At 73.4% G+C, this 23539-nt stretch carries 20 protein-coding genes; 12 read left to right on the top strand and 8 right to left on the bottom strand.

Going from position 1 to position 23539, the window contains the following annotated elements:
• Positions 1 to 18 precede the first annotated feature (18 nt).
• Genes ACIO3O_RS21580 through ACIO3O_RS21570 form a run of 3 tightly spaced genes read left to right on the top strand, consistent with a single transcriptional unit; the run spans position 19 to position 2498 of the window.
• Positions 19 to 969 (top strand): hypothetical protein, encoded by a 951-nt coding sequence (locus ACIO3O_RS21580; RefSeq protein WP_401748203.1) that lies wholly within the window; start codon positions 19 to 21, stop codon positions 967 to 969.
• A 25-nt stretch (positions 970 to 994) separates the two neighbouring features.
• Complete coding sequence (locus ACIO3O_RS21575; RefSeq protein WP_401748202.1) at positions 995 to 1660, top strand: hypothetical protein; 666 nt, start codon at positions 995 to 997, stop codon at positions 1658 to 1660.
• On the top strand, positions 1650 to 2498 hold the full coding sequence (locus ACIO3O_RS21570; RefSeq protein ID WP_401748200.1) for an inositol monophosphatase family protein: 849 nt from the start codon (positions 1650 to 1652) through the stop codon (positions 2496 to 2498). Before ACIO3O_RS21575 ends, ACIO3O_RS21570 begins: the two co-directional genes overlap by 11 nt.
• Before the next feature lie 22 nt (positions 2499 to 2520).
• Here ACIO3O_RS21570 and ACIO3O_RS21565 read toward each other — a convergent pair whose 3' ends face one another.
• Positions 2521 to 3711 (bottom strand): SLC13 family permease, encoded by a 1191-nt coding sequence (locus ACIO3O_RS21565; RefSeq protein WP_401748198.1) that lies wholly within the window; start codon positions 3709 to 3711, stop codon positions 2521 to 2523.
• A gap of 45 nt (positions 3712 to 3756) precedes the next feature.
• Between ACIO3O_RS21565 and ACIO3O_RS21560 the strand changes: the two genes are divergently transcribed.
• Positions 3757 to 9696, top strand: coding sequence for a TIR domain-containing protein (locus ACIO3O_RS21560; protein ID WP_401748196.1), 5940 nt, complete (start codon positions 3757 to 3759; stop codon positions 9694 to 9696).
• 423 nt (positions 9697 to 10119) lie between these two features.
• Here the strand turns inward: ACIO3O_RS21560 and ACIO3O_RS21555 are convergent, their stop codons facing one another.
• Positions 10120 to 11589: an MFS transporter gene (locus ACIO3O_RS21555; protein ID WP_401748194.1), complete on the bottom strand. Its 1470-nt coding sequence runs from the start codon at positions 11587 to 11589 to the stop codon at positions 10120 to 10122.
• A 156-nt stretch (positions 11590 to 11745) separates the two neighbouring features.
• On the opposite strand from ACIO3O_RS21555, the gene ACIO3O_RS21550 reads away from it, so the two are divergent.
• The 3 genes from ACIO3O_RS21550 (at position 11746) to ACIO3O_RS21540 (ending at position 13767) form a co-directional block, all read left to right on the top strand.
• The gene (locus tag ACIO3O_RS21550; protein ID WP_401748193.1) at positions 11746 to 11991 is read left to right on the top strand and encodes a hypothetical protein; all 246 of its coding nucleotides are present in this window, start codon (positions 11746 to 11748) and stop codon (positions 11989 to 11991) included.
• 13 nt (positions 11992 to 12004) lie between these two features.
• The gene (locus ACIO3O_RS21545) at positions 12005 to 13108 is read left to right on the top strand and encodes a hypothetical protein (RefSeq protein ID WP_401748191.1); all 1104 of its coding nucleotides are present in this window, start codon (positions 12005 to 12007) and stop codon (positions 13106 to 13108) included.
• A 269-nt stretch (positions 13109 to 13377) separates the two neighbouring features.
• On the top strand, positions 13378 to 13767 hold the full coding sequence (locus tag ACIO3O_RS21540; protein ID WP_401748190.1) for a GNAT family N-acetyltransferase: 390 nt from the start codon (positions 13378 to 13380) through the stop codon (positions 13765 to 13767).
• Positions 13768 to 13796: 29 nt separating this feature from the next.
• On the opposite strand, the gene ACIO3O_RS21535 is transcribed toward ACIO3O_RS21540, so the two are convergent.
• Complete coding sequence (locus ACIO3O_RS21535; RefSeq protein ID WP_401748188.1) at positions 13797 to 14921, bottom strand: LLM class flavin-dependent oxidoreductase; 1125 nt, start codon at positions 14919 to 14921, stop codon at positions 13797 to 13799.
• Positions 14922 to 15020: 99 nt separating this feature from the next.
• Here ACIO3O_RS21535 and ACIO3O_RS21530 point away from each other — a divergent pair, with 99 nt between their 5' ends.
• Positions 15021 to 15650, top strand: coding sequence for a PadR family transcriptional regulator (locus ACIO3O_RS21530; RefSeq protein WP_401748185.1), 630 nt, complete (start codon positions 15021 to 15023; stop codon positions 15648 to 15650).
• 267 nt (positions 15651 to 15917) lie between these two features.
• Here the strand turns inward: ACIO3O_RS21530 and ACIO3O_RS21525 are convergent, their stop codons facing one another.
• Positions 15918 to 16469: a flavin reductase family protein gene (locus tag ACIO3O_RS21525; protein ID WP_401748182.1), complete on the bottom strand. Its 552-nt coding sequence runs from the start codon at positions 16467 to 16469 to the stop codon at positions 15918 to 15920.
• Positions 16470 to 16603: 134 nt separating this feature from the next.
• Here ACIO3O_RS21525 and ACIO3O_RS21520 point away from each other — a divergent pair, with 134 nt between their 5' ends.
• The 3 genes from ACIO3O_RS21520 to ACIO3O_RS21510 are packed head-to-tail and all read left to right on the top strand — an operon-like array spanning position 16604 to position 20002.
• Positions 16604 to 18262 carry a FadD3 family acyl-CoA ligase gene (locus tag ACIO3O_RS21520; RefSeq protein WP_401748179.1) on the top strand — a complete coding sequence of 553 codons (1659 nt, stop codon included), beginning with the start codon at positions 16604 to 16606 and terminating at the stop codon, positions 18260 to 18262.
• Complete coding sequence (locus ACIO3O_RS21515) at positions 18259 to 19386, top strand: acyl-CoA dehydrogenase family protein (RefSeq protein ID WP_401748176.1); 1128 nt, start codon at positions 18259 to 18261, stop codon at positions 19384 to 19386. Before ACIO3O_RS21520 ends, ACIO3O_RS21515 begins: the two co-directional genes overlap by 4 nt.
• A 43-nt stretch (positions 19387 to 19429) precedes the next feature.
• Positions 19430 to 20002: a HutD family protein gene (locus ACIO3O_RS21510; RefSeq protein ID WP_401748174.1), complete on the top strand. Its 573-nt coding sequence runs from the start codon at positions 19430 to 19432 to the stop codon at positions 20000 to 20002.
• Positions 20003 to 20014: 12 nt separating this feature from the next.
• Here ACIO3O_RS21510 and ACIO3O_RS21505 read toward each other — a convergent pair whose 3' ends face one another.
• Entirely contained in the window at positions 20015 to 20944 is a 930-nt protein-coding gene (locus ACIO3O_RS21505) for an aldo/keto reductase (RefSeq protein ID WP_401748171.1), read from the bottom strand.
• A 60-nt stretch (positions 20945 to 21004) separates the two neighbouring features.
• Between ACIO3O_RS21505 and ACIO3O_RS21500 the strand changes: the two genes are divergently transcribed.
• Positions 21005 to 21379 carry a MerR family transcriptional regulator gene (locus ACIO3O_RS21500; RefSeq protein WP_401748168.1) on the top strand — a complete coding sequence of 125 codons (375 nt, stop codon included), beginning with the start codon at positions 21005 to 21007 and terminating at the stop codon, positions 21377 to 21379.
• A gap of 96 nt (positions 21380 to 21475) precedes the next feature.
• On the opposite strand, the gene ACIO3O_RS21495 is transcribed toward ACIO3O_RS21500, so the two are convergent.
• From ACIO3O_RS21495 to ACIO3O_RS21485, 3 genes are read right to left on the bottom strand one after another with little or no spacing between them, the layout of a single operon-like run.
• Positions 21476 to 21709: a hypothetical protein gene (locus ACIO3O_RS21495; protein WP_401748165.1), complete on the bottom strand. Its 234-nt coding sequence runs from the start codon at positions 21707 to 21709 to the stop codon at positions 21476 to 21478.
• Between the two features lie 48 nt (positions 21710 to 21757).
• Complete coding sequence (locus ACIO3O_RS21490) at positions 21758 to 22135, bottom strand: VOC family protein (RefSeq protein WP_401748163.1); 378 nt, start codon at positions 22133 to 22135, stop codon at positions 21758 to 21760.
• Positions 22132 to 22818 carry a phosphatase PAP2 family protein gene (locus tag ACIO3O_RS21485; RefSeq protein WP_401748160.1) on the bottom strand — a complete coding sequence of 229 codons (687 nt, stop codon included), beginning with the start codon at positions 22816 to 22818 and terminating at the stop codon, positions 22132 to 22134. The genes ACIO3O_RS21490 and ACIO3O_RS21485 overlap by 4 nt, the downstream gene beginning before the upstream one ends.
• Positions 22819 to 23539: the final 721 nt, after the last annotated feature.

Genomic DNA, 23539 nt, shown 5'->3' with positions numbered 1-23539 from the left:
GAGCATGGAGGCCCGCACATGACCGTGCCCGCGAGACGGATCGAGCGGTTCGTCACCTGGGTCATGAAGAACATCGACGTCGTCGTCGCGGCCGCCATCGCGCTCACCATCGGCCTCCTCGACATCTTCGGCGACGTCCTCACCGACGACGTGGTGTCCGGGGCGACGCTGCTCGTCCTCGGCGCGCTCGCCATCGGGTCGATCGTGGAGCGTGTACGGCAGCCCGCCAGCATCCAGGAGGCGCTGGCCGGGACCCGGCAGGCGCTGGAGGACCAGGCGATGGTCACGTCGCTGCTGGGCAACGAGGTGGCGGAGGCGCTCAGGGACGCCCGCCGGGGGACCCACCTCTGGTACTTCAAGGGCGGTACCGGGACCTATCTGCGGGCCGTCACCCTTCCGAGTTGCGTTGAGTACGCCAAGCAGCAGCGCTCCCAGCTCAACATCAAAATCGACATCGTGAATCCGGCGGACGACCGCGCCTGCGCCGCCTACTCCCGCTTCCGGCAGATGTTCGCCGGTGAGCGGGCCGCCGCCACCGCCGCCCTGTGGACCCGCGACCGGGTCAAGAAGGAGGCGTACGCCACCGTGCTGGCGGCGGCCTGTTACCGGCAGCAGCTCGCCACGCTGGAGATCGGCGTCCATCTGTCGTCGGTGGTGTCCACGCTGCGGTTCGACCTGTCCGAGACGTGCCTGGTGATCACGCAGGACGACCCGTCCCGCACCAACCTGCTGATCCGCAAGGGCCAGCCGCTCTACGACTACTACGTCACCGAACTCCACCAGAGCCGCGAGCAGGCCACCGAGCTCGACCTGCGCCGGGCCCCGCAGCTCGCCCCCGAGCCCACCGTCGACGAGGTCCGGGCCCTGTTCGACGCGCTCGGGATCGGGCTGCCCCGCGCGTTCACCGAGGGCGACGTCGGCGAGATCATCGTGAAGGCCCTGCACGCGGAGGACCCCTATCGGAGGTGAGGCGTCCCCGCGGGGGCGCACCGGCATGGACGCAATCCTGGATTACGACGAACTCGAAACCGCCCTCGACGACCACCACACCACCCTCCTGCGGGACCGCGCCCGCACCGCACTCCTCGACATCGCCACCGGGAAGAGGGAGTTGCCCGCCGTCCGGCACCCGCTCGGCTTCCTGTGCCTGCCGTTGCTGCGGGAGGGGCCGCGCGGCGTGTGCGTGCACCTCTTCGAGGAGGGCGCCGCACCCGAGCCGGGCATCTCTCCGCTGCACTCGCACAGTTGGGACCTGCACAGCCATGTGCTGTACGGGCAGGTGGCCAACCTGCTGGTGCACACGGAAGACGGCGGCGACCGGCCCACCCACCGCGTCTTCGAGGTCAGGAGCGACCCGGACGGGACGGACGAGATCCTCCCGACCGCGACGGTCGTACGCAGTGCCCCGGGACCGCGCCGGATCAGTTCCGGCGGCGAGAGCTACACCCTGCCCGCCGGGGAGTTCCACGCCACCGTCGTCCAGGCCGGGCGGCCCGCCGCCACACTGGTGCTGGGGCTGGTCCGGCCCGGCCGCGCCGACCTGTCGCTGGGGCCGCTCGACGGCCGCGCCACCCGTTCGGCCCGCCGCCTGTGCGACGCCCGCCGGACCGCCCGCACCGTCGGCACCGCGCTCGGGAGGATGGACCGCCGTGGCCCCTGAGGCACCTACGTACGCGTACCCGTACGAGGACGAGCGGAAGGTCGCCGTCGCGGCGGTCGAGGAAGCCGGTGACCTGCTGCGCGGGCGCTACGGCGACCTGCGCACCGTCACCGGCAAGGGCGACACGGGCGATGTCGTCACCGACCTCGACCTCGCCTCCGAGCGCATCGTCCTGGACCGCATCCGCCGCCGGTTTCCGGCCGACCGGATTCTGTCGGAGGAGGCCGGGGAGGCGGGCGTGCTGTCCGGCGCGGGCGAACGGACCTGGCTGGTCGATCCGCTCGACGGCACCAACAACATCGCCATCGGGCTCTGCGTGTACGTCGTCGGGGTCGGCCTGTGCCTCGGCGAGCGGCCCGTGGTCGGCGTCGTCCACGAGCCCGTCACCCGGCAGACCTGGCACGCCGTCGCCGGGCGGGGGGCCCACGGGCCGCGCGGCCCGCTCACCGGACCCCCGGCCCGGCTGCCCGCCGCCGGACCCGTCGTCGCCTGGACACAGGGGTACGAGGTGGCGCGCGCCGATCCCGTCGCCGCCGCCCTGCGCGGGGTGCTGGAGCAGCGGTGCCGCCGGGTGCTCCAGCTGTGGGCGCCGCTCATGGGGTGGAGCCTGCTCGCCCGGGGGGCCATCGACGCCTTCGTCGGCTACCGGGCCGAGGGCGTCGACCTGCCCGCCGGGGCGCTGCTCGCCGCCGAGGCGGGGGTGGAGCTGCGGACGCTGGACGGGGGGCCGTTCCGGCCCGGGTTCAGCGGGCCGGGGAGCGGGCGGAGCTTCGTCGCGGGGCGCGGGGCGACCTTGGACCACGTACTCGAAGAGGTGGGGAGGGCGACGGCCCGTTGATCAGGTGGTGGCGGCCAGAGCCTCAGGTGGTGGCGGCCAGTGCCAGCGTCGAGGCCAGTGTCGCCGTCACTGCCAGCACGAAGCCCGTGCCCAGGAAGCGGCCGAGCGCGATCTGCGTGCCGTGCCACCGGCAGCGCTCGAACCACAGGAGGGTGGCCAGGGACGCCCACGGGGTGATGACCGGGCCGACGTTGACGCCGATGAGCAGGGCCAGGAGCTGGTGGGAGTTGCCGGAGGGGATGGCGGCCTCCCCGGCGACGTAGGCCGGGAGGTTGTTCAGGACGTTGGAGACGCCCGCTCCGACGCCCGCCGACCGCAGCATTCCCAGCAGCCCGTCGTCCGAGCCCAGGGCGGCCGAGAGGAGGGCGTGCAGGCCGTTGGAGTTGATGGTCTCCACGACCAGGAACATCCCCGGAACCAGGATGAGGAGCCGGTAGGGGATCAGCGACCACTTCAGCTCGGCGCGCCTGCGCACCGCGAAGACCACCACCACGACCAGCGCCGCCGCCCCCGACGCCATCCACAGCTCCACGTCCGCCACCAGGATGGCGAGGAGGAAGCCCGCGCACGCGACCGCGCTCACCCGGAACAGCACCGGGTCCGCCGGGACCGGTGTCGTCGGCGGCTCGTAGCGGTCCGCGCCCCGCTTGCCGCGCCGCCAGTAGAAGCCCCACAGGCACGCCATCGTCACCGCGATGGAGGCCAGCTGCGCCGCCCACAGGGTCGCCGCCAGGCCCGAGGCGGAGAGCGCGATGCGGTCGGCGGCCAGGAGGTTGGTGAGGTTGGAGGCGGGGAGCAGCAGGCTCGCGGTGTTGGCCAGCCACACCGTCGTCATCGCCATCGGGAGCGCCGCGATGCCCACCCGGGTGGCGAGCGCCAGCATGACCGGCGTGAGGAGCACCGCCGTCGTGTCCAGGTTCAGGGCGATCGTCGTGACGGACGCGAAGGCCACGCACAGGCCGAACAGTGCCAGGTAGTTGCCGCGTGCCGTGCGCGCCACCCAGGAGGCGATCACGTCGAAGACGCCCGCCTTGCCGGTCAGCTCACCCAGCACGATCACCGTGGCCAGGAACAGGAGCAGGGGGCCGATGCGCTCCATGACGTCACCCGCGGGACCCGTCGGCAGCAGCCCGGTCGCCACGGCGAGCAGCCCGAGCGCGAGCAGCCCGAAGGCCACCCAGTCCAGTGGGTGAAGACGTCTGAGGCGGTGCATGCGGGACACATTAATTCCCCCGTCAGCCGCTTTACCATGGGGCGTATGGCCACCCACGGGGAACTCGGGGACGGGGCAAGCGAGTTGGACTTCTTCATCAGTTATTCGCCGGCCGACGAACAGTGGGCGTCCTGGATCGCCTGGACCCTGGAGGACGCGGGATACCGCACGGTCGTCCAGGCCTGGGACTTCGTGGCGGGCACCAATTTCATCGACTTCATGGACCGGGGGGTCAGCGAGTCCGCCGCCGTCATCGCCGTCCTCTCCCGCCACTACGCCCGCTCCACGTACGGGCGGATGGAGTGGCAGGCCGCCCTGCGGTCCTCCCCGCAGGCCCCCGAGCGCAAGCTGCTGACCGTACGGGTCGAGGACACGCCCATCGAAGGGCTGCTGGCCACGCTCACCTACGTCGACCTGGTGGGCGTCGCCGACCCGCAGACCGCGCGCGGGCTGCTCCTGACCCGTATCGAGCAGGCCCTCGAAGGCACTGCCCGGCCTTCGGTACGACCCGGCTTCCCCGGCCGGGCCACCCCCCGGCCCGCCGCCCCCGACCTGCCCGAGGCACCCGGGCCCGGCAGGCTCGGCGGACCCGGCTGGGCCGGGCGCAGACGGCCCGTCACCGCCCCCGCCTACCCCCTGTCCGGCGGCGGTACGACCGGGCAGGGCGAGGGCGCCGTCAACGTGCTGCACCTGGCGGGACCCGACTTCGGGCGCGGCCGTGAACCCGATTCCCTGGCCCGGGAGATCCGCGGCGACCTGATCGAGCTGCGCGACGCGGGCGCGCCCGCCCCCGACCTCCTCGTGGTGACGGGCGACCTCACCGCGTCCGGCAGCCCCCGCGAGTGCGACCAGGCGCTGACCTTCCTCACCGCCCTGCGCTCCCAGCTGGAGCTGCCCCCGCAGCGGGTGATGATCGTGCCCGGCGGGCAGGACGTCAGCCGGGCCGCGTGCCTGGGGTACTTCCACACCTGCGAGGCCGACGAGGTCGCCCCGCAGCCCCCGTACTGGCCCAAGTGGCGGCACTACACCCGCCTCTTCCGCAGCTTCTACCAGGGGCTCGACACCGTCTTCGACAGCGACCAGCCGTGGACCCTGTTTCCGGTGCCGGAGCTGAACACGGTCGTCGCCGGGTTCAACTCCTCGATCGGGTTCAGCCACCGCCCCGAGGAGCAGTTCGGGCTCATCGGCCGCGACCAGGCGGCCTGGTTCTCCGAGGCGCTGCGCCGGTACGAGACCGAGGGCTGGCTCCGGATCGGGGCCCTGCGGCATCCGCTGAGCGGGGCCTCCCGGCCCGGCGACGCGGCAGGCGGACCCGGTGCGCTGCGCGACGCCGACACCTTCGCCCGGCTCGCCGCACCCCGGCTGAACCTGCTGCTGCACGGGCCGACCGGAGGGCCGCGCACGGCCACCGGGCGGCCCAGCAGGGCGGAGCTGGCGGGGGCCTCCGGGGTCTCTGAGGCTTCCGGACGCGGCGCCGCCGGGCAGACCGGTGCCGGACGCGCCGGTGACCGTACGGGAGAGACCCCGGGCGGCAAGGGTTCCGCCGTACGGACCGTGCCGCTCCAGCTCTTCGGGGCCGCCGCCCCCGCCCGCTTCCAGCTCCTGCGCGTCACCGCCGAGGGGGCCGAACGCTGGAGCGACCGGCCCGCCGCCGACCCCGAGTCCTACCCCGTCGCCTGGCACCGCACCGGGCGCGTCTTCCCCGTACCCGACCTGCCCGACCTCGGGTTCCCGGCGGCCACGACCGAGCCCGTGCCCGCCGAGGACCCCGTCGACTCCCTGGTCGAGCGGGTCAAGGAGATCTGCCGGGTCAAACGCGAGGGGGTGAGCCTGCGCGACGCCGTCCGCCGCTCGCCCGACGACATGGCGCAGATCCTCGCCACCTGGCAGGAGGAGGGCGTCGTACGGCAGCAGCGCATCGCCGTGCACCCCGGCACGCCCACCGAGGACGACCTCGACCGGTTCACCGCCCAGGTGCACGCCACCGACACCGACGCCGAAGCGGTGCTCGTGTACGCCGGGGACGCGCCCGGGCGCGGGCTGCGCGAGCGGGCCGCCCGGCACGGGGTGCGGGTGCAGGTGCGCAGCTTCCTCCAGTTCCAGGGGCTCCTCGACCTGCGGGCGCACGTCGCCGCGCAGACCGCCGCCCTGCACGAGGGCGGCCAGTACGCCCCCGACCTCTACCTCCCGCAGCGCTACCGCGACACCTCCCGCCGCGATGGCCAGGGCTCCACCGAACGCGACGGGCTCCTGGAAGCACTCCTGGAACTCCTCGACGACGACCACGGCCGCTTCGTGCTCCTCCTCGGCGACTTCGGCCACGGCAAGACCTTCGCCCTGCGCGAGCTGGCCCGTCGTATCCCCGAACAACTCCCGCACCTGATCCCGCTGTTGATCCCCCTCAACACCCTCGACCGGGCCCAGTCCCTGGAAGGTCTGGTCGCCGCGCACCTGGCGAGCCACCACGTCGACACCATCGACCTGCGCGCCCTGCGCTACATGCTGGCCCAGGGGCGGGTCGTGCTCCTCTTCGACGGCTTCGACGAACTGGTCAACCGGGTCTCCTACGACAGCGCGGCCGACCACCTCAAGGTCCTCATCGACGCCTGCGTCGGCAACACCAAGATCATCGTCAGCTCCCGCACCCAGCACTTCAAGAACCAGCAGCAGGTCCTCACCGCCCTCGGCGAGCAGGTCGGCCTCCTCCCGCAGCGCAAGGTCCTGTCCGTGGAGGGCTTCACCCCCCGCCAGATCCACGCCTACCTGCGCAACACCTACGGCGACGAGCGCGTCGCCGACCAGCGCTTCCACCTCCTCGAAGGCATCCCCGACCTGCTCGCCCTGTGCCGCAACCCCCGGCTGCTGTCCTTCGTCGCCGACCTCTCCGCCGACCAGCTGCGCACCGTCGCGGGCGCCGGGCGGGCGCTCAGTCCGGCACGGCTGTACGAGGACGTCTTCACGGCCTGGCTGAGTTACGAGGAAACCCGCGCCCAGGGCGGGCCGGGAGCCCCGCCGGGACTCAACATCGACGCCCTGTGGAAGGCCGTCACCGCACTCGCCCTGCGGCTGTGGGAGTCGGGGCGCACCGCGCTGCGGCTGGACGAGCTGACCGAGATGTCCGGGCGCACCCTCACCGGGCTCACCGCCTCCCCGATGACCGTCCACGAGTCGGCGCAGGCCGTCGGCGCGGGCACACTGCTGGTGCGCAGCGACGACGGGGTGTTCCAGTTCATCCACGGCTCCGTGGTGGAGTGGCTCGTCGCCCGGGAGGCCGCCGCCCAACTCGGCCGGGGACAGCACGGGTTGCTGGCGTCGGGGCTGCTCAGTCAGCTCTCCGTGGAGTTCCTGTGCGACCTCGCCGACCACGAGAAGTGCATCCGCTGGGTACGCAACGTCCTCGACGCGCCGGGCCACGGCGGCGGCGACGCGGCCCGCGCCAACGCCCTGCGCATCAGCAACCGCCTCAAGGTCCCCTCCCACGCCGACCTGCGCGGCGCCCGCCTCGCCGGGGAGGACCTCTCGCACCGCGACTTCTCCGGCGTCGACCTCACCGGCGCCGACCTCACCGACGCCACCCTCGTCGGCGCCAACCTCACCCGCGCCGACCTCACCGACGCCCGCCTCACCGGCGCCCGCCTGGACCGTGCCGACCTCACCGGCGCGAACCTCACCCGCGCCGACCTGTCCCGCGCCCGCCTCACCCGGGCCCGCGTCGCGGACGTCACGCTCACCGGCAGCCGCTGGGTGAGGGCCGCGCTCATCGACGTCGATGCCGACGAACAGGTGCGCGGCGCACCGGAGTTGCGGTGGGCGGCCGTCGCGCCCGGCATGCCCGTGGAGGCGGGTTTCCGGCCCTCCGCCGTGGGCGTCCCGTACGGCTTCGACATGCGCACCAGCCGCCTCCCCGAGCCCATCGCGTACAGCCCCGACGGGGAACTCCTCGCCGTCGGCAGCGAGGACGGCGGCGTCCTGCTCTGCGGCACCGACAACGGCCTCGCCCTGCGCACCCTCCAGGGCCACGTGGGACGCGTGTACGCCGTCAAGTTCCGCCCCGACACCATTGCCACCGGCGGCTCCGACGGGACCGTCCGCCTGTGGGACCCGGTCACCGGCCGCTGCCGCCACCGCATCGACGTGCACCCGGACGGGGTGTGGCCGGTCTCCCTCGACGTCGAGGGCACCCGGCTGGCGACCGGCGACCGCGAAGGACTCGTCACGGTCTGGGACACGGCCACCGGACGGCCCCTGCACCGCCTGCCCGGACACACCGCGCCCGTCTACACCACCGTCTTCAGCCCGGACGGCACCCTCCTGGTCACCGGCGACGCGGCCGCCCGGGTGCGGGTGTGGGACCTGGCGACGGGGGAGTGCGCGTACGAGGCGGGCGGGCACCGGGGAGCCGTCTACCGGGCCCGGTTCAGCCCGGACGGCACCCTGCTGGCCACCGCCGACATGGGGGAGGAGGAACGCGGGACGGTACGGATCTGGCGGGCCTCGGACGGAGCCCTGCTGCACGAACTGACCGGCCACGCGGGCCGCGTCTACACCCTCGACTTCCACCCCTCCGGAACCCTCCTGGCCAGCGGCGACACCGAGGGCCGCGTCAAACTCTGGGACCCCGTCGTCGGCACCCCGGCGGGCTCCCTGGAGAGCTTCACCGGGGCGGTCTACCAGGTCCTCTTCGGCGACGAGGGACGGCTGCTGGCCGCCTGCGACAGCGACGGCGCGGTACGGGTGTGGACGGTCGCCGACCGCCGCAGCGGCGGCCACACCGTCACCCTGCGCCCCCGGCAGCCCGCCGAGCACCGGGGCTCCGCCTGGGCCTGCGCCTTCCGTCCCGGCGACAGCCAGCTCCTGACCGTCGGCAACGACGGCGGCGCCCGCATCTGGGACGCCGCCACCGGCCAGGGCAAACGCATCCTGCGCGGGCACGGGCGGCGCGTGGTGTCGGTCCGCTTCAACGCGGACGGCTCCCAGCTCGCCGCCACCGGCAACGACGGCGTCGTACGGCTCTGGGACACCCGCACCGGGCAGCGCACCCACGAACTCACCGGCCGGGGCGACCGGTTGGTCTCCGCGGTCTACAGCCCCGCCGAATCCGTCCTCGCCACGGCGAGCAACGACGGCGACGTCTACCTCTGGAATCCGGGCGGCGGCGAGTACCTCCGCGAGTTCGACGCGGAGACCGAACACGTGTGGGCGGCCGCCTTCACCACCGACGGCACCCTGCTGGCCACCGCCAACGACGACGACACGGTCCGGCTCTGGTACCGGTCGACGGGGGCCCAGGTGAGCGTCCTGGACCAACACCGGGGACGCGTACGGTCGATAGCGTTCCGGCGCGGCTCGGACGTCCTCGCCACCGGCTGCGACGACAGCCACGTACGGGTCTGCGAGGGCCGGACGGGCACCCTCCTCGCCGACCTGACGGGCCATCAGGACCGGGTGTACGGGGTCGCCTTCGGCTCCGGGGAGCGCGGCGAGTGGCTGGCGAGCGCGGGGTGGGACGGGGCGGTGCTGGTGTGGCGCGACGGCGAGATCGCCCACCGCCTGGAGGGCCTCGGCGGCCGCCTCTGGACGGTCGCCGCCCACCCCACCCGCCCGCTCATCGCCTCCGCCGGGGACGACCGGCGGGTCCTGCTCTGGGACGCGGAGACCGGCGAACAGCTCGCGGACCTGGCGGCCCACACCGGCCGGGTGCTGTCGGTGGGCTTCTCCCCGGACGGCCACCTGCTCGCCAGCGCGGGCGAAGACGGGACGGTCCGCCTCTGGACGATCCCCCCGACCGGCTCCCCAACCCTGCGCGCGACGCTGGTCGGCGTCCCGGGAGCGTGGGCGGCGCTGACGCCGGGCGGCGGCTACAAGAGTGAGGGCGACGTGGAGGGCGAGTTCTGGCACGTGGTGGGAATGGCCCGCTTCACCCCGGGCGAACTCGACGAATACCTCCCCGGAGCGCACAGGCTGCCCCTGGCCGAAGACCTCTGACCCCTGCGGGCTCGGTGCAGGGTTGCTGTTCCTGCCGGGGCTACGCCCCTTGCCCCCTGCACGGGCTGCGCCCGCGCGTCCTCAAACGCCGGACGGGCTGATATGCCTGGCGCGGGCCGAGTTGCTGACGCGCGGGCTGTGCGCGGACCCGCGGGCTGTGACGCTGGCGCGCCCCTGATATGCCGCCCGAAGGGCAGGCACATCAGGGGCGCGGGGAACTGCGCGACCAGCCACGACGCACCCGCACGGAACCGTGCAACTGCCCCGCAGGGTTACGGGAAGGGGCGGGTAGGGGAGAAACCCGCCCCGGCACTGGGTGCCGCCCCGACCGAGCCCCCGCGCAGCACCCCACCAAGCCCCCGGCTGCCGCCCCGACCCGACCCCCGCGCAGCGCCCCCGCACCGGGTGCCGCCCACCCACCCCTCACCGCCCCACACCCACCCGCTCCCGCGCAGGAACCACCGTCGCCCCGTCCTCCACCCGGCCCCGCCCCCGCAACATCCACCCCACGAGAGCCCCCGCCCCCACCAGTGCCACCGCGACCGCCCCCACCGCCACCTGCCACACCCCCGCAAACTCGACCCCGTGGCCCGCCCCGGGCCGCCCCGCCGCCACCTCCGCCGCCAACGCCCCGTCCCCCAGCCGCATCCCGAGCACCCCCACCAGCACCGCCCCGAAGACCGCCATCATCATGGCGTTGGACCCCGCTCGCACCGTGTTCAGCAGCCCGGACGCCATCCCCACCCGCGACGGGTCCACGAGCCCCATCGCCTGACCGTCCACCAGCCCCATCGCCAGCCCGTTGGCCACGCCGATCAGCGCGAGCGGCACCGCCAGCCCCGCAGCACCGATCCCCGGGTGCAGGACCACCGCCAGTACCGCGTTCCCCGCAGCGGACAGGCCCAGCGCCGCCACCAGCAGGTGCCGGGGCTGCACTCCCCGGTTCACCAGCCGTGCCGTCACCTGCGGCACCACGAACACCGGTGCCGTCATCAGCAGCATGACCAGCCCCGCCCCGCCCGCCGACAGCCCGCCCGCACCCTGGAGGAAGGTGGGGAAGTAGATCATTACGCCCGAGGAGCCCATCCCGATCGCCGTCCCGCCCACGATCCAGCCCATGAACCTCCGGTTCCGCACCAGCGCCAGGTCCAACAGGGCATGGTCGCTCCGCCGCTCGATCCGGACGAAGAGCGCGAGAAGCGCCAGTCCGGCCGCCAGGCCCACCCACCGCACCGTCCCCGTCTGGGTGATCGAGAACATCGTCAGCGCCAGGCCCGCCATGAACGTCACCGCACCCGGCCGGTCCACCCTCGGCCGCACCTGTGCCCGCGACTCCTGCATCAGCAGGGTCGCCGCGAGGATGACGATCCCCGCGACCCCGAACACCAGGAACGTCGTCCGCCAGCCGAAGGAGCCCACCAGTAGTCCGGACAGGGAGGGCCCCGCCGCGATGCCGATGCCCGCCACCGTGCCGATCGCCGCGAACGCCCGGGTGCGGGCCGCGCCCTGGAAGGTCGAGGCGAGGATCGCGCCGCCGCCCGCCATCACTCCGGCCGCCCCCGCGCCCGCGACCGTACGGGCCGCGTCCAGGAGCAGGATGTCGTGCGCGGTCGACGCGACGAGCGTGCCCGCGGTGTAGACGGCGGCCCCGGTCGCGTACACCTTCCGGCGGCCGAACAGGTCGCCCAGCGAGCCCGCCACCAGCATCACCGCCGACGCGGTGAGGAAGTAGCCCGTCACCACCCACTGGAGGCCGGGGCCGGACGCGTTCAGGTCGCGGCCGATCTCCGGGAGGGCGATCGTCGTGCCGGTCATCGACATGGGGAGGGTGAGGTATCCGAGCAGGATGATCGCCAGCGTGAGGGCGGGGCGGGAGAGTCGTATCGGCTTCATGGCTCATACCCTCCGACCTGAAGCGGACTTGAGGTCAAGAGTGATCCAGGTCTCCAGCCACGGGGACCGCCAACTCCCTTTCCTGCAAGGCCTATTGACTAAAAGTCAATTCCGCTCCACGCTCGCTACCCATCCGTAGCAAACGGGAGGCCCCCCTTGAGCGACGCATCTGCCGACCCGGCCGGCCAGGCCCTCGCCCGGCTCGCCGCCGAACTCCACGCCCCGCCGCCCGCCGGGGTCGCCGAACACCTCGACGCCGGTCAACTCGACCTGCTGGCCGGGGCGTTGCAGCGCGAGCACGCCCGCCGGGCCGCCGGGCTCGACCAGGCCGCCGAGGAGGCCCTCGCCCTGGTTCCCGCCCTCGCCCGTGGACCCGTACGCCGCATCCTGTTCAAGCAGTGAGGTGACCGCAGCCATGGACAAGCTCCGCAACCGTGCCGAGATCCAGAAGACCGCCGCCCTCCTCGGCGAGGAGCCCGAGAACCTCGCCTTCCTCGCCGCCCTGCCCGCCGACGACCTGCGTCGCCTGCGCGAACAGGCCGCCGCCGCCCTCTTCGACTCCCTGCCCGACATGCTGGACCGGATCGCGAAGGCCACCAAGCTGGTGCCGGTCGCCGTCGCCGCCGCGATCTCGCAGAAGGCGCTCGGCCCGCGCCTGGCCGCCGCCGTCGCCGGACGGCTGGAACCGCACCGGGCCGCCGCCATCATCGAGAAGCTGCCCGTCCCCTTCACCGCGGAGTCCTGCCCGCACCTGGACCCGCGCCGCATTCCGGGCATCGTCGAGAGCCTGGACGAGGACCTGGTCGTACGGATCGCGGTCGCCCTCGCCGAGCGCGGCGACCACCTCACCATGGGCCGCTTCGTCGGGGAGATCCGCGAGTCGGCCCTCGTGCGGATACTGCCGCAGGTCCCGGACGTGCTGGTGCTGCGCACGGGGGCCGTCGTGGACCGGCCCGAACGGCTGGGCAGGATCGTGGAGTTGATGGGGGAGGAGCGCCTCGGGCAGGTCGTCGCCGCCGCCTCCGCCGCCGGGTGCTGGCCCGAGGCGCTCGCCGTGGCCGGTCTGGTGGAGGGCGAACAGCGGGTCCGTATCGCCCGGCTGACGGCCGCCCGGCCGCAGGAGGAACTGGACGCGCTGGTACGGGCCACGGCCGAGCAGGACCTGTGGGAGGCACTGCTGCCGCTGGTGGCCCTGCTGGACGAGAAGGAGCGGCTCGCCGTCGCCGGGCTCGCGGCGCTGCGGCCGCCCGAGGTGCTGCGACAGGCGGTGCGGGCCGTCGTGGACACCGGGCTGTGGGGTGTGTTCCTGCCGCTGGTGGAGGTGCTGCCGCCGGAGTCCCGGCAGGTCGTCGCCGACACCGTGGGCGAGCTGGACGACGTACGACTGGACGCGCTGGCCCGCGAGGTCGACGTACAGAATCTGTGGGAACTGGTGCTGCCGCTCGTGGAGTTGACGGACGACACGGCCAAGCAGCGCCTCTTCGCCCTCCCCGCCTTCCGGGAACGGTCCGGAGCCTGACCGGGGACGGTCCGGAACCCGACCGCCCTCCTCCTCCCGCCCCGTCCCGACGCTGGACAGAACGCTCCCCGGCGAGTACACCGAGTGACAAGGCTCGCGCACATTCACCGGGGGGACGAGGAGATGAGGGCGAAATGGCGTCGCAGGGAGATGGATATACCCCGGTCTGCACCGAATCGGCCGAAGTGCGTTCGGCTACGAAGAGTGACCTTCCGCAGGTGATGGCCCTGGGTCTCGCCGCGTACGGAGGCGATGCCTACAGTCCCCATGTGCTGCGCCAGCTCCTGGACGTGCACGGCGAGGGCGTCCTCGTCCTCGAAGGCCGGGAGGGCTTCGAGGAGGGCGACGGGGCCGTCCTCGGCTACGTGCTCGTCGCGAACTCGACCCGCACCCAGGTGAGTTGGGTGCTGGACCTGGTGGTCGACAAGCGGTACCAGGGGCTCGGCCTCGGGCGGCGGCTGCTGTCCGCCGCCGTGCGCCGGGCCGAGCGCGACGGGGTGCACGCCGTCCGTGTGACGGTGGAGCCCGGCAACCGGGCTGCCGTCGGGCTCCACCGTTCGCTGGACTTCGTCGTGGAGGCCGACGACCCCGACTACTTCGGCCCCGGCGAGCGCCGGCTCGTCATGACCCGGCTCGCCACCCGCTACCCCATGCGCTGAGAGGGCGGCCGTGTCGTCCAGGGTGATACTCACGTGCCCTCCAGGGCGCGGAAGTGCGGGATGACGGTCTCGCCCCAGTGGCGGATGGTCTCCATGCAGGCCTCCTGCGGCACCGTGCCCATCTGGATCAGGCACATCACCTCGTCCACGCCGATCGCGCGGAGCTGCTCGACGTAGGCGATGGCCGCCTGCGGGTCGCCGTAGGCGTGATCGGCGTTGAAGGTGCCGGTGTCGACCGGGCGGGCCGGGATGTGCGCCTCGTGCAGCCTGGCGACCAGTGCGTCGCGCTGGTGGGCGAGGGCGGCGGCGTGGTCCTCGTCCTCGGCCCAACCGGTGGGGGCGGGCCCGTTGCCGTACCAGTGGGCGATGGACTCGGCGAAGAAGCGCTGGCCTCGGGTGCCCAGGTGCAGGGCACGGTCCGCGTCGTCCAGCACGATCGTCGGGCAGAGCGCAGAGAGGTGGTCGTTGACCTCGCTGGAGACGAAGCGCTCGCCGGTGCGGGTGGCACGCGCCTCGTCGTACACCTTGCGCATCTCGCGCACGTCGTCGGCGCCCGCGAAGCCCATCACCAGGGCGCCGATGCCGAGTTCGGCGGCCAGTTTGAGGGTGTCGTGCTTGGAACAGGCCATGAACAGGGGCGGGTGCGGGCCCTGCACGGGGCGCGGCAGGACCGCGCCGGGGCCGATGTCGAGGGTGCCGTGCCACTCGAATGCGTCCTCGCGCCAGGCGGCCGAGACGATCCGCAGGGCCTCCTCCATCTGCGGATACGTGTCCTGGGGCCGCACCCCGAACATCGACAGCTCCTGCCGGGTGGCCCCACGCCCCGCACCGATGTCCACCCGCCCGCCGGAGAGCACGTCCAGCATCGCGGCCCGCTCCGCGACACGCACCGGGTGCTGGTAGCCGAAGGGCATCGTGACGACGCCGTGGCCGATGCGGATCCGCTCGGTCCGGGCGGCGACCCAGGTCAGGAAGATCTCCGAGGCGCTCATGTGCGCGTACTGGGTGAGGGAGTGGTGCTCCACGGCCCAGATGCGGTCGAAGCCCATCTCCTCGGCGTACACGGCCTGTTCGACGCAGTCGTGGATGACCTGGCGTTCGCGTGCGGGAGTCGGATCGGCGAGCTGCGCCTCGAAGATCATCGAGAACTTCATGCGGGGTCCTCTCCTTGCTATACCTAATAGAAATACTTCTAGCAGGCATAGCCAAGAGGGGGAAGGGTTCGGACGGGGTGCGCCCGTAGACTGCCGGGCGTGGCGAAGAAGGAAGCAGAAGCGGCGGACGCGGGCGTGCCCGGCGGCAGTACGGGCGACGGGGAACTCCCCGCGCTGCCCGCGACCAGTTGGGCGGTGCTCGGACTGCTCTCCTTCGGTGAGGAACTGTCCGGCTACGACCTGAAGAAGTGGTCGGACTGGTCGCTGCGCTTCTTCTACTGGAGCCCTTCCTTCAGCCAGATCTACAGCGAGCTGAAGCGGCTGGAGAAGGCCGGGTTCGCGACGTCGCGGCTGGTCGCCCAGGAGACCGGCACCCGCGACAAGCGGGTCTACCGGATCACCGACGAGGGGATGGCCGCGGTCCGCAGGTGGGCCCGCGAGGCCCCGGTGGACCCGCCGGTCCTCAAGCACGGCCCGATGCTGCGCCTGTGGCTGGGCCACCTCCTGGAACCCGAGCAGATGCGCGAAGTCCTCGCCCAGCACCGGGAGTTCGCGGAGAAGATGCGCCGCCGCGCGGTCGCCGACGTGGAGGGCTCCAAGGACGAACCGGCCTGGGCCTACCCGGCCCTGACCCTGAAATGGGCCGAACGCTACTACGCCTCGGAACGCGACCTGGCCGACGCGATGCTGTCCGACATCGAGTCCCTGAAACGCGGAAAGGGCCTCTGACCCGGAGAGCCTCTCAGGGGTACACGTCTCCGATCGGCGACGCGGTGAGGGCGCAATTCAGGGGCGCGGGGAACTGCGCGAGCAACCACAACGCACCCGCACATCCGCAACGACCGCGAGACCGCCCCACAGGAGCTCCGCTGCCCCGGGCGGCAAGGGGGCCATTCAGGGGCGCGGCGCCGTATCCGATGTACGGCACCTCCGCGTGGGCGCGAGCACCCGCAACGCACCCGCACGGTCAGTACGGCCGAACCCCCACACCCAAGCTCACTGCGGCACCCGCCCATACGCCCGCCGAAAGAAGACCAGCGGCTCCCCCTCCCGCCGCACCTCCATCCCCGTGACCCGCCCCAGCGCAATCGCATGGTCGCCCCCGTCGAGCACGTCCGCCAGCTCGCACTCGATCGTCGCCAGCACCCCCGCGATCAACGGCACCCCCTGCGCCCCCGGCGTCCAGTCGACCCCCGCGAACTTGTCCGCCCCCGGCACCGCGAACTGCCGGCACAGCTCCTGCTGGTCGTGGCCCAGGATGTTCACCGCGAAGCGCCCCGCGGCCCGGATCTTCGGCCAGGTCGAGGACGTGTGCGCGGGGCAGAAGCAGATCAGCGGCGGGTCGAGCGAGACCGACGAGAAGGACTGCACGGCCATCCCGGTCGGGCGGCCGTCCGGCTCCAGCGCGGTGATCAGGGCGACCCCGGTGCAGAAAGAGCTCATCGCGCTGCGCATGTCCGCGCCCTGGACCCGGTGGTCCGGGTCGGCGAGGCTGGGGCGGGAACTGGGGCGGGAGGCGTGCTGGGCGGGGGCGAAGGCAGTGGTCACGGGGGGAGTCCTCTCGTGGGTGCGGGTCCGCGGAGTGTTCCGAGTTTGTTTCTACTAGGTATATGCCTAACCGAAACCCCTGTGATTGGATACCGGCCACGCCCACACGTCAAGTAGGCACCGAGGAGGGTTCCTTGACCGGTGACCCGCAGCAGCGGTCCCCGCTCCCCGCGACCCTGGCCGGTCTCCCGCAGTACGCCGCCGACGCGTTCGGGCAGCGCGAGGCACTGGCGGACGGCGAGGTCCGGTGGAGCTTCGCCCGGCTGAACGAGGAGATCGCCGCCGCCTCCCGGGCCGCCATCGCGCACGGCCTGCGCCCCGGCGACCGGGTCGCGATCTGGGCCCCGAACAGCCGCCGCTGGATCGCCGCGGCCCTCGGCGCGGTGGGCGCGGGCGGGGTCCTCGTCCCGGTCAACACCCGCTACAAGGCGGCGGAGGCCGCCGACATCCTGCGCCGCAGCGGCACCACCCTCCTCTTCGCCGAACGCGACTTCCTCGGCACGGACTACGTCGCCGCACTCCACGACTCCGGCGAGGACCTGGGCGCCCTCCGTTCCACGGTGGTCCTCCCCGAAGGGAACGCCGACGGGTCCCGCACACCCCAGGACGCCCCCGCCCCCCGCACCACCGTCCCCTGGGCCGACTACCTCGCCGCCGGCACCCGCGTCCCCGAGGCCGAGCGCCTCGCCCGCGCCGCCGCCGTCCGCCCCGACGACCTCTGCGACATCCTCTACACCTCCGGCACCACCGGCCGCCCCAAGGGCGCCATGACCACGCACGCCCAGACCCTGCGCCTGTACGACTCCTGGTCCCGCCTGGTCACCCTCCGCGAAGGCGACCGCTACCTCCTGGTCAACCCCTTCTTCCACGCCTTCGGCTACAAGGCCGGAGTCCTCGCCTGCCTGCTGCGCGGCGCGACCATGCTCCCCGAGACCGTGTACGACGCCGACCGCGTCCTGCACCGCATGGCCGCCGAACGCGTCACCTGCCTGATGGGCCCGCCGACCGTCTTCCACGGCCTGCTGCACCACCCCGAACGCGCCACCCACGACCTCCGCGCACTCCGCCTCGTCGGCACCGGCGCCGCCACCGTCCCCGCCGAACTCGTCGAGCGGATCCGGAACTCCCTCGGCGCACCGCACGTTTTCACGGCGTACGGACTGACCGAGACCGGCGGTGTCGTCTCCGTCTGCCCCCCGGACGCCGACGCCCGCACCGTCGCGCACACGGTGGGGCTGCCCCTGCCCGACACCGAGGTGCGCGTCGTCTCACCGCTCGGCGAGGTGCTGCCGGTGGGCGAGCCCGGCGAGGTCCAGGTGCGCGGATACCACGTGATGCGCGGATACCTGGACGATCCGGCCGCCACCGCGGAATCCGTCCTGCCCGACGGCTGGCTGCGCACGGGAGACGTGGGCATCCTTGATGCCCGCGGTTATCTGTCCCTCACCGACCGGCTCACGGACATGTACGTCGTCGGCGGCTTCAACGCCTACCCGGCGGAGGTCGAGAACGTCCTCCTCGGCCACCCGGCCGTCGCCGACGTGGCGGTGGTCGGCGCCCCCGACGACCGCCTCGGCGAGGTGGGAGTCGCCTTCGTCGTCCCCGAACACACCAGCACGGCAAGCCCGTTGACACCCGAAGCCCTCACCGCCTGGACGCGGGAGAGGCTCGCCAACTTCAAGGTTCCGCGCCGCTTCGTCCTCGTCGAGTCCCTGCCGCGCAACGCGGGCGGCAAGCTCCTCAAGGCCCGACTGCGCCGCGCCGCACGAGGAGAGGAAACCCCACCCGCATGAACGCGCGCACCACCGGCCACCCGGCAGGCACCCTGAACCCCACCGAGGAGCAGGAGGAGCTGAGGGTCGCGATACGATCCGTCCTCGCCCGGCACGAGGGCCCCGCCGCCTGGAAGCCCCTCACCCGCGACATCGGCGTCGCCGCGCTGACGATCCCCGAGGAGTACGGCGGCCTCGGCTGCCCGGGACGCACCGAAGTGCACGTCGTCATGGAGGAGTTGGGCCGCGCGCTCAGCCCCGTCCCCTACCTCGGCTCCGCCGTCCTCGCCACCGAGGCCCTGATCGCCTCCGGCAACGACGAGGTGTGCGCCCGCCTGCTCCCGCCGCTGGCCGACGGCGCGTCCGTCGCCGCCCTCGCCTGGGCGGAGGCCGGGGAGGAGCACCCGCGCGGCACCTGGGAGGCCGCCGACCTGGCGACGTACGCCGAAGAGAGCACGACCACCGGCGACTGGCTGCTGACGGGCACCAAGGAGTACGTCCCGGCCGCCGACGCCCCCGACGTGCTCCTCGCCCTCGCGCGCACCCCCGCAGGCCTCGCCCTCTTCGAAGTCCTGCACCCCGAGGGCCTGTTCGTCCCCCTGCCCGCCATGGACCGCACCCGCCCGCTCGCCCGGATCGTCCTGGACGCCGCCCCGGCCCGGCTGATCAGCACGGACGGCGCGCGCATCCTCGCCCACGTCCGCGACCTGGCGATCACGGCGCTCGCCGCCGAGCAGGTCGGGGCCGCCGACCGCGCGCTGGAGATCACCGTCCAGTACGCCAAGGACCGCGTCCAGTTCGGCCGCCCCATCGGCTCCTTCCAGGCCGTCAAGCACCGCATCGCCGACGCGTACGTCCTCCTGGAGGCCGCCCGCTCGCTGGCCCTGGCCGCCGCCGACGCGGCCGCCGCCCCCGGCCCGGCCGCCGCAGCGAAGGCCGCCTGCTCGGAGGCGTACCAGCAGATCACGGGCGAGATGATCCAGCTGCACGGCGGCATCGGCATCACCTGGGAGCACCCGGCGCACGACTTCTTCAAACGCGCCCACGGCACGGCCCACTTCCTCGGCTCCCCGGACACCCACCGCCGCCGCCTGGCCGCCCTGCTGGGCTTCACCCCGCAATCCCGCTCGGAGGCCCTCGCGTAACCTCGGGCGGACCGCTGATCCCCACCCGGAAGGCCCTCGTCCGATGAAGCTCCTGCGCGCGGCGGACCGCGTCGCCGTCCCCTGGAAGAACGGCGGCGGCATCACCCGCGAGATCGCCGCACGGCCCCAGGAGGCGACGGGGGAGGGCTTCGGGTGGCGGGTCAGCCTCGCGGAGGTGGCGGCGGACGGCCCGTTCTCCGCCTTCCCCGGCGTGGACCGGGTCCTGACCATGGTCGAGGGCGACGGCATGGACCTCGCCCTGGAGGGCATCGGCCCGCGCCGGGTGGACACCCGCTTCGTCCCGCAGCACTTCCCGGGCGACGTCCCCACCGGCTGCCGCCTGCTCGGCGGCTCCGTCGTGAACCTCAACGTCATGCACCGCAGGGGGAGTTCGTACGGTGCGGAGGTCGAGGTCGTGACGGGCGACGTGGTGATCGGCGCCCCGCAGGACGGCGGCACCCGTCTCGCACTGCCGCTGGACCCCGGCGCGGACTTCCTCCGGCAGGCGGCCACGCCTCTGGAGCGGTACGACGCCCTGGCGTTCACCGGCACCGACCCCGGCGGCCTGCTCCGCACAACGGGCCGCACGGCGGTCATCACGCTGCGCCACCCCTGACCGGGCCCGCGCTCACACCCAGTCCGGGTCGACCTCCAGACCCGAGATGCGGGCGAACTGCGCCTCGCTGAGCGGGAGTTCCCGGGCGCGTACGTTCTCGGCCAGGTGGGCCGGGGAGGACGTGCCCGGCAGCGGCACGACGTTCGGCGCGCGGTGCAGCTGCCAGGCCAGCGCCACCTGGGCCGCAGTGGCGTCCAGCTCCTTCGCGACGGCCGCCACCGGACTGTCGGCTGCGGTGTGCGCGCCCATCGCCACCGGGTGGTACGGCAGGAACGCGATGCCGCGCGCCGCCGTGTGGTCGACGACGTCCTCGTGCTGCCGGGCGGCGAGGTTGAACACGTTCTGCACGGCGGCCACCGGCGCGACCTCCTCGGCCGCCGTCAACTCCGCCACGGTCACCTCGGACAGCCCGATGTGCCGGACCTTCCCCTCCTCCTGGAGCTGCTTCAGCGCGCCCACCTGGTCGGCGAGCGGGTACGCGGGGTCGATGCGGTGCAGGTAGAGCAGGTCGATCCGCTCGGTGCGCAGGCGACGCAGGCTCAGCTCGGCCTGCTGGCGCAGGTAGGCGGGGTGCCCGTGGGTCACCCACTCGAAGGGCGCGGGCCGCACCACCCCGACCTTCGTCGCGATCGTCACCCGGTCCCGGAACGGGGCGAGGGCCTCGGCGAGCAGCTCCTCGTTGGAGCCGAGCGCGTAGGCGTCGGCGGTGTCGAAGAGGTCGACGCCGAGTTCGACGGCCCGCCGCAGGAGGGCGACGCTGTCCGCGCGGTCGGTGACCGGCCCCCACACGGGCGCGGTGATGCCGCTGCGGGCGTCGGGGGCGTCGGTCAGGCGCATGGCCCCGTACCCGATGCGGTGGACGGGGAGGTCGCCGCCGAGGGCGAAGATGGGGGAAGAAGCGCTGGTGAGGGTGTTGTTGTCGGTGCTCTTGGTGTTCGTCATGAGGGGAACGCTAGGAGCTCACACCGGTGTGAGGTTCAAGCGACTGTGAGGGGGATCACGTTGAAGATCGGTGAGCTGTCCCGGGCGACCGGGGTGAGCGTCAGGCTGCTGCGCTACTACGAGGAGCAGGACCTGCTCGCCGCCACGCGCACCGCCGGAGGCCATCGCTCGTACGGGGACGACGCCCCCGAGCGGGTGCGGCGCGTCCGCGCGTTCCTCGGGGCGGGCCTGCCGACCCGGGTCATCCGGCAGATCCTGGACTGTGCGTGCGGGGCGGCGTCGGAGGTCGAACCGTGCCTGAGCGGGCTGCTGCACGAGCAGTTGCGGGCGGTGGAGCAGAAGGTCGCGGACCTGGAGGTGGCGCGGGAGGCGCTGGTGGGGCTGCTGGTGGAGATGGGGGAGGCGGAGCCGCCGGTACGGGAGCTGGCCGCCTAGGAGTTCGTTTACGTACGTGTGCTCGTACGTACGTGTGCCCGCGCCCCCTGTCGATCCGGGGAGCGCGGGCACACGCACACAGGGTGCGGGGCGTGACTACTGCGGGGCCGAAGGAACGGTGCCGGTCGCCGTCTGGGCGGTGTTGGCGGCGTTGCCGGTGACCGTGCCGGTGGCGGTCTCGGTCACCTCGTCGAGCAGTTCGCCCGAGACGGGGAGCTGGGTGAGCTGGTCCGCGGGCTCCGCCGCGTGCGCGCCCGGGGCGGGGGAGACCAGGGCGGCGACGAACCCGGCGGCGAGGGAGGCGGCTGCGGCCATGCTGCGCTTCTTCATACCGGTATCAACGTACGAGCGCCCAATGGGTCACGCCGGTACGGGAGTTCAGTGCCTGACCAGGCAGAACGGGTGGCCCGCCGGATCGGCGTACACCTGGAACGAGCGCCCGTCGCCGACGTGGTCCAGGACTCGCGCGCCGAGCGCGAGCACCTGCGGATGCGCGGCCTCCAGGTCCGGGACCCGCAGGTCGAGGTGCAGCTGCTGCGGGTGCGCGGGGTGGGGCCAGCGCGGCGGCCGGAAGTCGGCGGCCCGCTGGAAGGCGAGCACCTGACCGTTCGGCGCGTGTACGGTCGCCCAGTCGTCGTCCAGGGACCACTGCGGGTCCGGCTGATTGACCCGCCCGCCGAGCAGGGCCGCGTAGAACTCGGCGAGGAGGATCGGTTCGGGGCAGTCGAGACCGGTGCACTGGAGGCTGGCGATCATGCGCCGAGGGTAGCCGGGGCGGGGACCGCCCCCGGGGCCTTCCGGGTGGCTTCCCGTGCCAGCAGAGGGGCGAAGGCCCACCACAGCAGCAGGGTCGTGCCGGCCCCGGCGAGGGCGCCGGCGGCGGTGTCCGAGAGCCAGTGCGCGTGCAGCCAGGTGCGGCTCCACATCATCGTCAGCACCAGGAGGGCGGCCACCGGCCACCACCAGCGGCGGGCGGCGCGCGGCACGCACAGCACACCGATCACGACGACCACCATGGCCATGGTCGCCACGTGCCCGGAGGGGAACGACCCGTGGTCGACGGTGACCAGGGGGTTGGCCGGGCGCGGCCGGTCGACGATGTGCTTCATGCCCTGGATGGCGAGCTGCCCGCCGATCGCGGCGGCGAAGAGGAACAGCGCGGAACGCCAGCGCCGGACCGCGAACAGCACCAGCACGGCGGCGAGCTGGACGAGGGCGCCGTACGGCCCGCCGAACCAGTTCAGCGCTCCGGCGACGACCTGGGGGAACCCGTCGTGGGGCCCGCCCATCCAGCGGAGCCAGGTGGTGTCGAGCCCCTGGAAGGGCGGGTTCGCGACGTTACCGCGGACGAGTACGCCGACGAGCACGGGCAGCACGAGGAGCACCCCGGCGGCGGGGAGCAGCGCCCGGGGACGGCGCGGGGCGGCGGACGTGGGCATGAGGGTGCCTCCGAGGGGCGGGGAGGGGGGATTCCGAACCCCGCGCGAACCGATGCACCGCTCGTGACGCGGCCGCCGGTTCACACGGTGTTCACGCCGGATGCTGACACGTGTAACCGCCGGAGGCAAGGGGTAGGTCGCACAGGGTGCGGGGCCGCGTCGCCCGTGCGGCTCCACCGCGCCTTCAGGGGCGCGGGGAACTGCGCGACCAGCCACGACGGATCTGCACGTCCCCGTGCAATGGCTGCGCGGCGAGCGCTTTAGGGAAAGGGGCGGGTCCGGGGCCTCTCTGCCCGAGCCGGGCGGGGCCGCATGTCCGGTACGGGGGTGGGCCGGGCCCTTTGGACGTGCGTCCGGTGCCGGGGCTGGGCCATGGGGCGGCACCCGGGTGGGCCGGGAGCGGGAGGGGCCGCCCCCTTGCCCGCCCGTCCCGCCCCCGGGGGGCGGCCCCGCCGCCCAAGGGGGCTACGGGGGGGAAGCGAGGGAGGGCGGCCCCGCCGCCCAAGGCGGCTGGGGAGAGGTGGTGAGGCGGCCCCGCCGTCCAAGGGGGCTAGGGCGGCAAAGGGCGAAGCCCAATGGGGTTAGAGGGAAGGGGAGTGCGGCCCCGCCGCCCAAGGGGGCGGGGGGCGGCAAAGGGTGAAGCCCGAAGGGGCTGGGGGAAGCGGAGGGCGGCCCCGTCGCCCACGGGAGCTCTGCCCGAGGGGGGCAGGGGGAGGTGGTC

Source organism: Streptomyces sp. NPDC087440 (genome assembly GCF_044744005.1).
Lineage (GTDB): Bacteria > Actinomycetota > Actinomycetes > Streptomycetales > Streptomycetaceae > Streptomyces.
The sequence above is the reverse complement of the archived record's forward strand: the minus strand, read 5'-3'. Positions and strand labels throughout refer to the sequence as shown.

Excerpts from the sequence above, each read along its gene's own strand:
- ACIO3O_RS21505 (WP_401748171.1), bottom strand. The coding sequence starts at position 20,944 with ATGACGAACACCAAGAGCACCGACAACAACACCCTCACCAGCGCTTCT.
- ACIO3O_RS21510 (WP_401748174.1), top strand. The coding sequence starts at position 19,430 with ATGAAGCTCCTGCGCGCGGCGGACCGCGTCGCCGTCCCCTGGAAGAAC.
- ACIO3O_RS21580 (WP_401748203.1), top strand. The coding sequence starts at position 19 with ATGACCGTGCCCGCGAGACGGATCGAGCGGTTCGTCACCTGGGTCATG.
- ACIO3O_RS21490 (WP_401748163.1), bottom strand. The coding sequence starts at position 22,135 with ATGATCGCCAGCCTCCAGTGCACCGGTCTCGACTGCCCCGAACCGATC.
- ACIO3O_RS21535 (WP_401748188.1), bottom strand. The coding sequence starts at position 14,921 with ATGAAGTTCTCGATGATCTTCGAGGCGCAGCTCGCCGATCCGACTCCC.
- ACIO3O_RS21565 (WP_401748198.1), bottom strand. The coding sequence starts at position 3,711 with ATGCACCGCCTCAGACGTCTTCACCCACTGGACTGGGTGGCCTTCGGG.
- ACIO3O_RS21575 (WP_401748202.1), top strand. The coding sequence starts at position 995 with ATGGACGCAATCCTGGATTACGACGAACTCGAAACCGCCCTCGACGAC.
- ACIO3O_RS21545 (WP_401748191.1), top strand. The coding sequence starts at position 12,005 with ATGGACAAGCTCCGCAACCGTGCCGAGATCCAGAAGACCGCCGCCCTC.
- ACIO3O_RS21560 (WP_401748196.1), top strand. The coding sequence starts at position 3,757 with ATGGCCACCCACGGGGAACTCGGGGACGGGGCAAGCGAGTTGGACTTC.
- ACIO3O_RS21555 (WP_401748194.1), bottom strand. The coding sequence starts at position 11,589 with ATGAAGCCGATACGACTCTCCCGCCCCGCCCTCACGCTGGCGATCATC.
- ACIO3O_RS21485 (WP_401748160.1), bottom strand. The coding sequence starts at position 22,818 with ATGCCCACGTCCGCCGCCCCGCGCCGTCCCCGGGCGCTGCTCCCCGCC.
- ACIO3O_RS21515 (WP_401748176.1), top strand. The coding sequence starts at position 18,259 with ATGAACGCGCGCACCACCGGCCACCCGGCAGGCACCCTGAACCCCACC.
- ACIO3O_RS21495 (WP_401748165.1), bottom strand. The coding sequence starts at position 21,709 with ATGAAGAAGCGCAGCATGGCCGCAGCCGCCTCCCTCGCCGCCGGGTTC.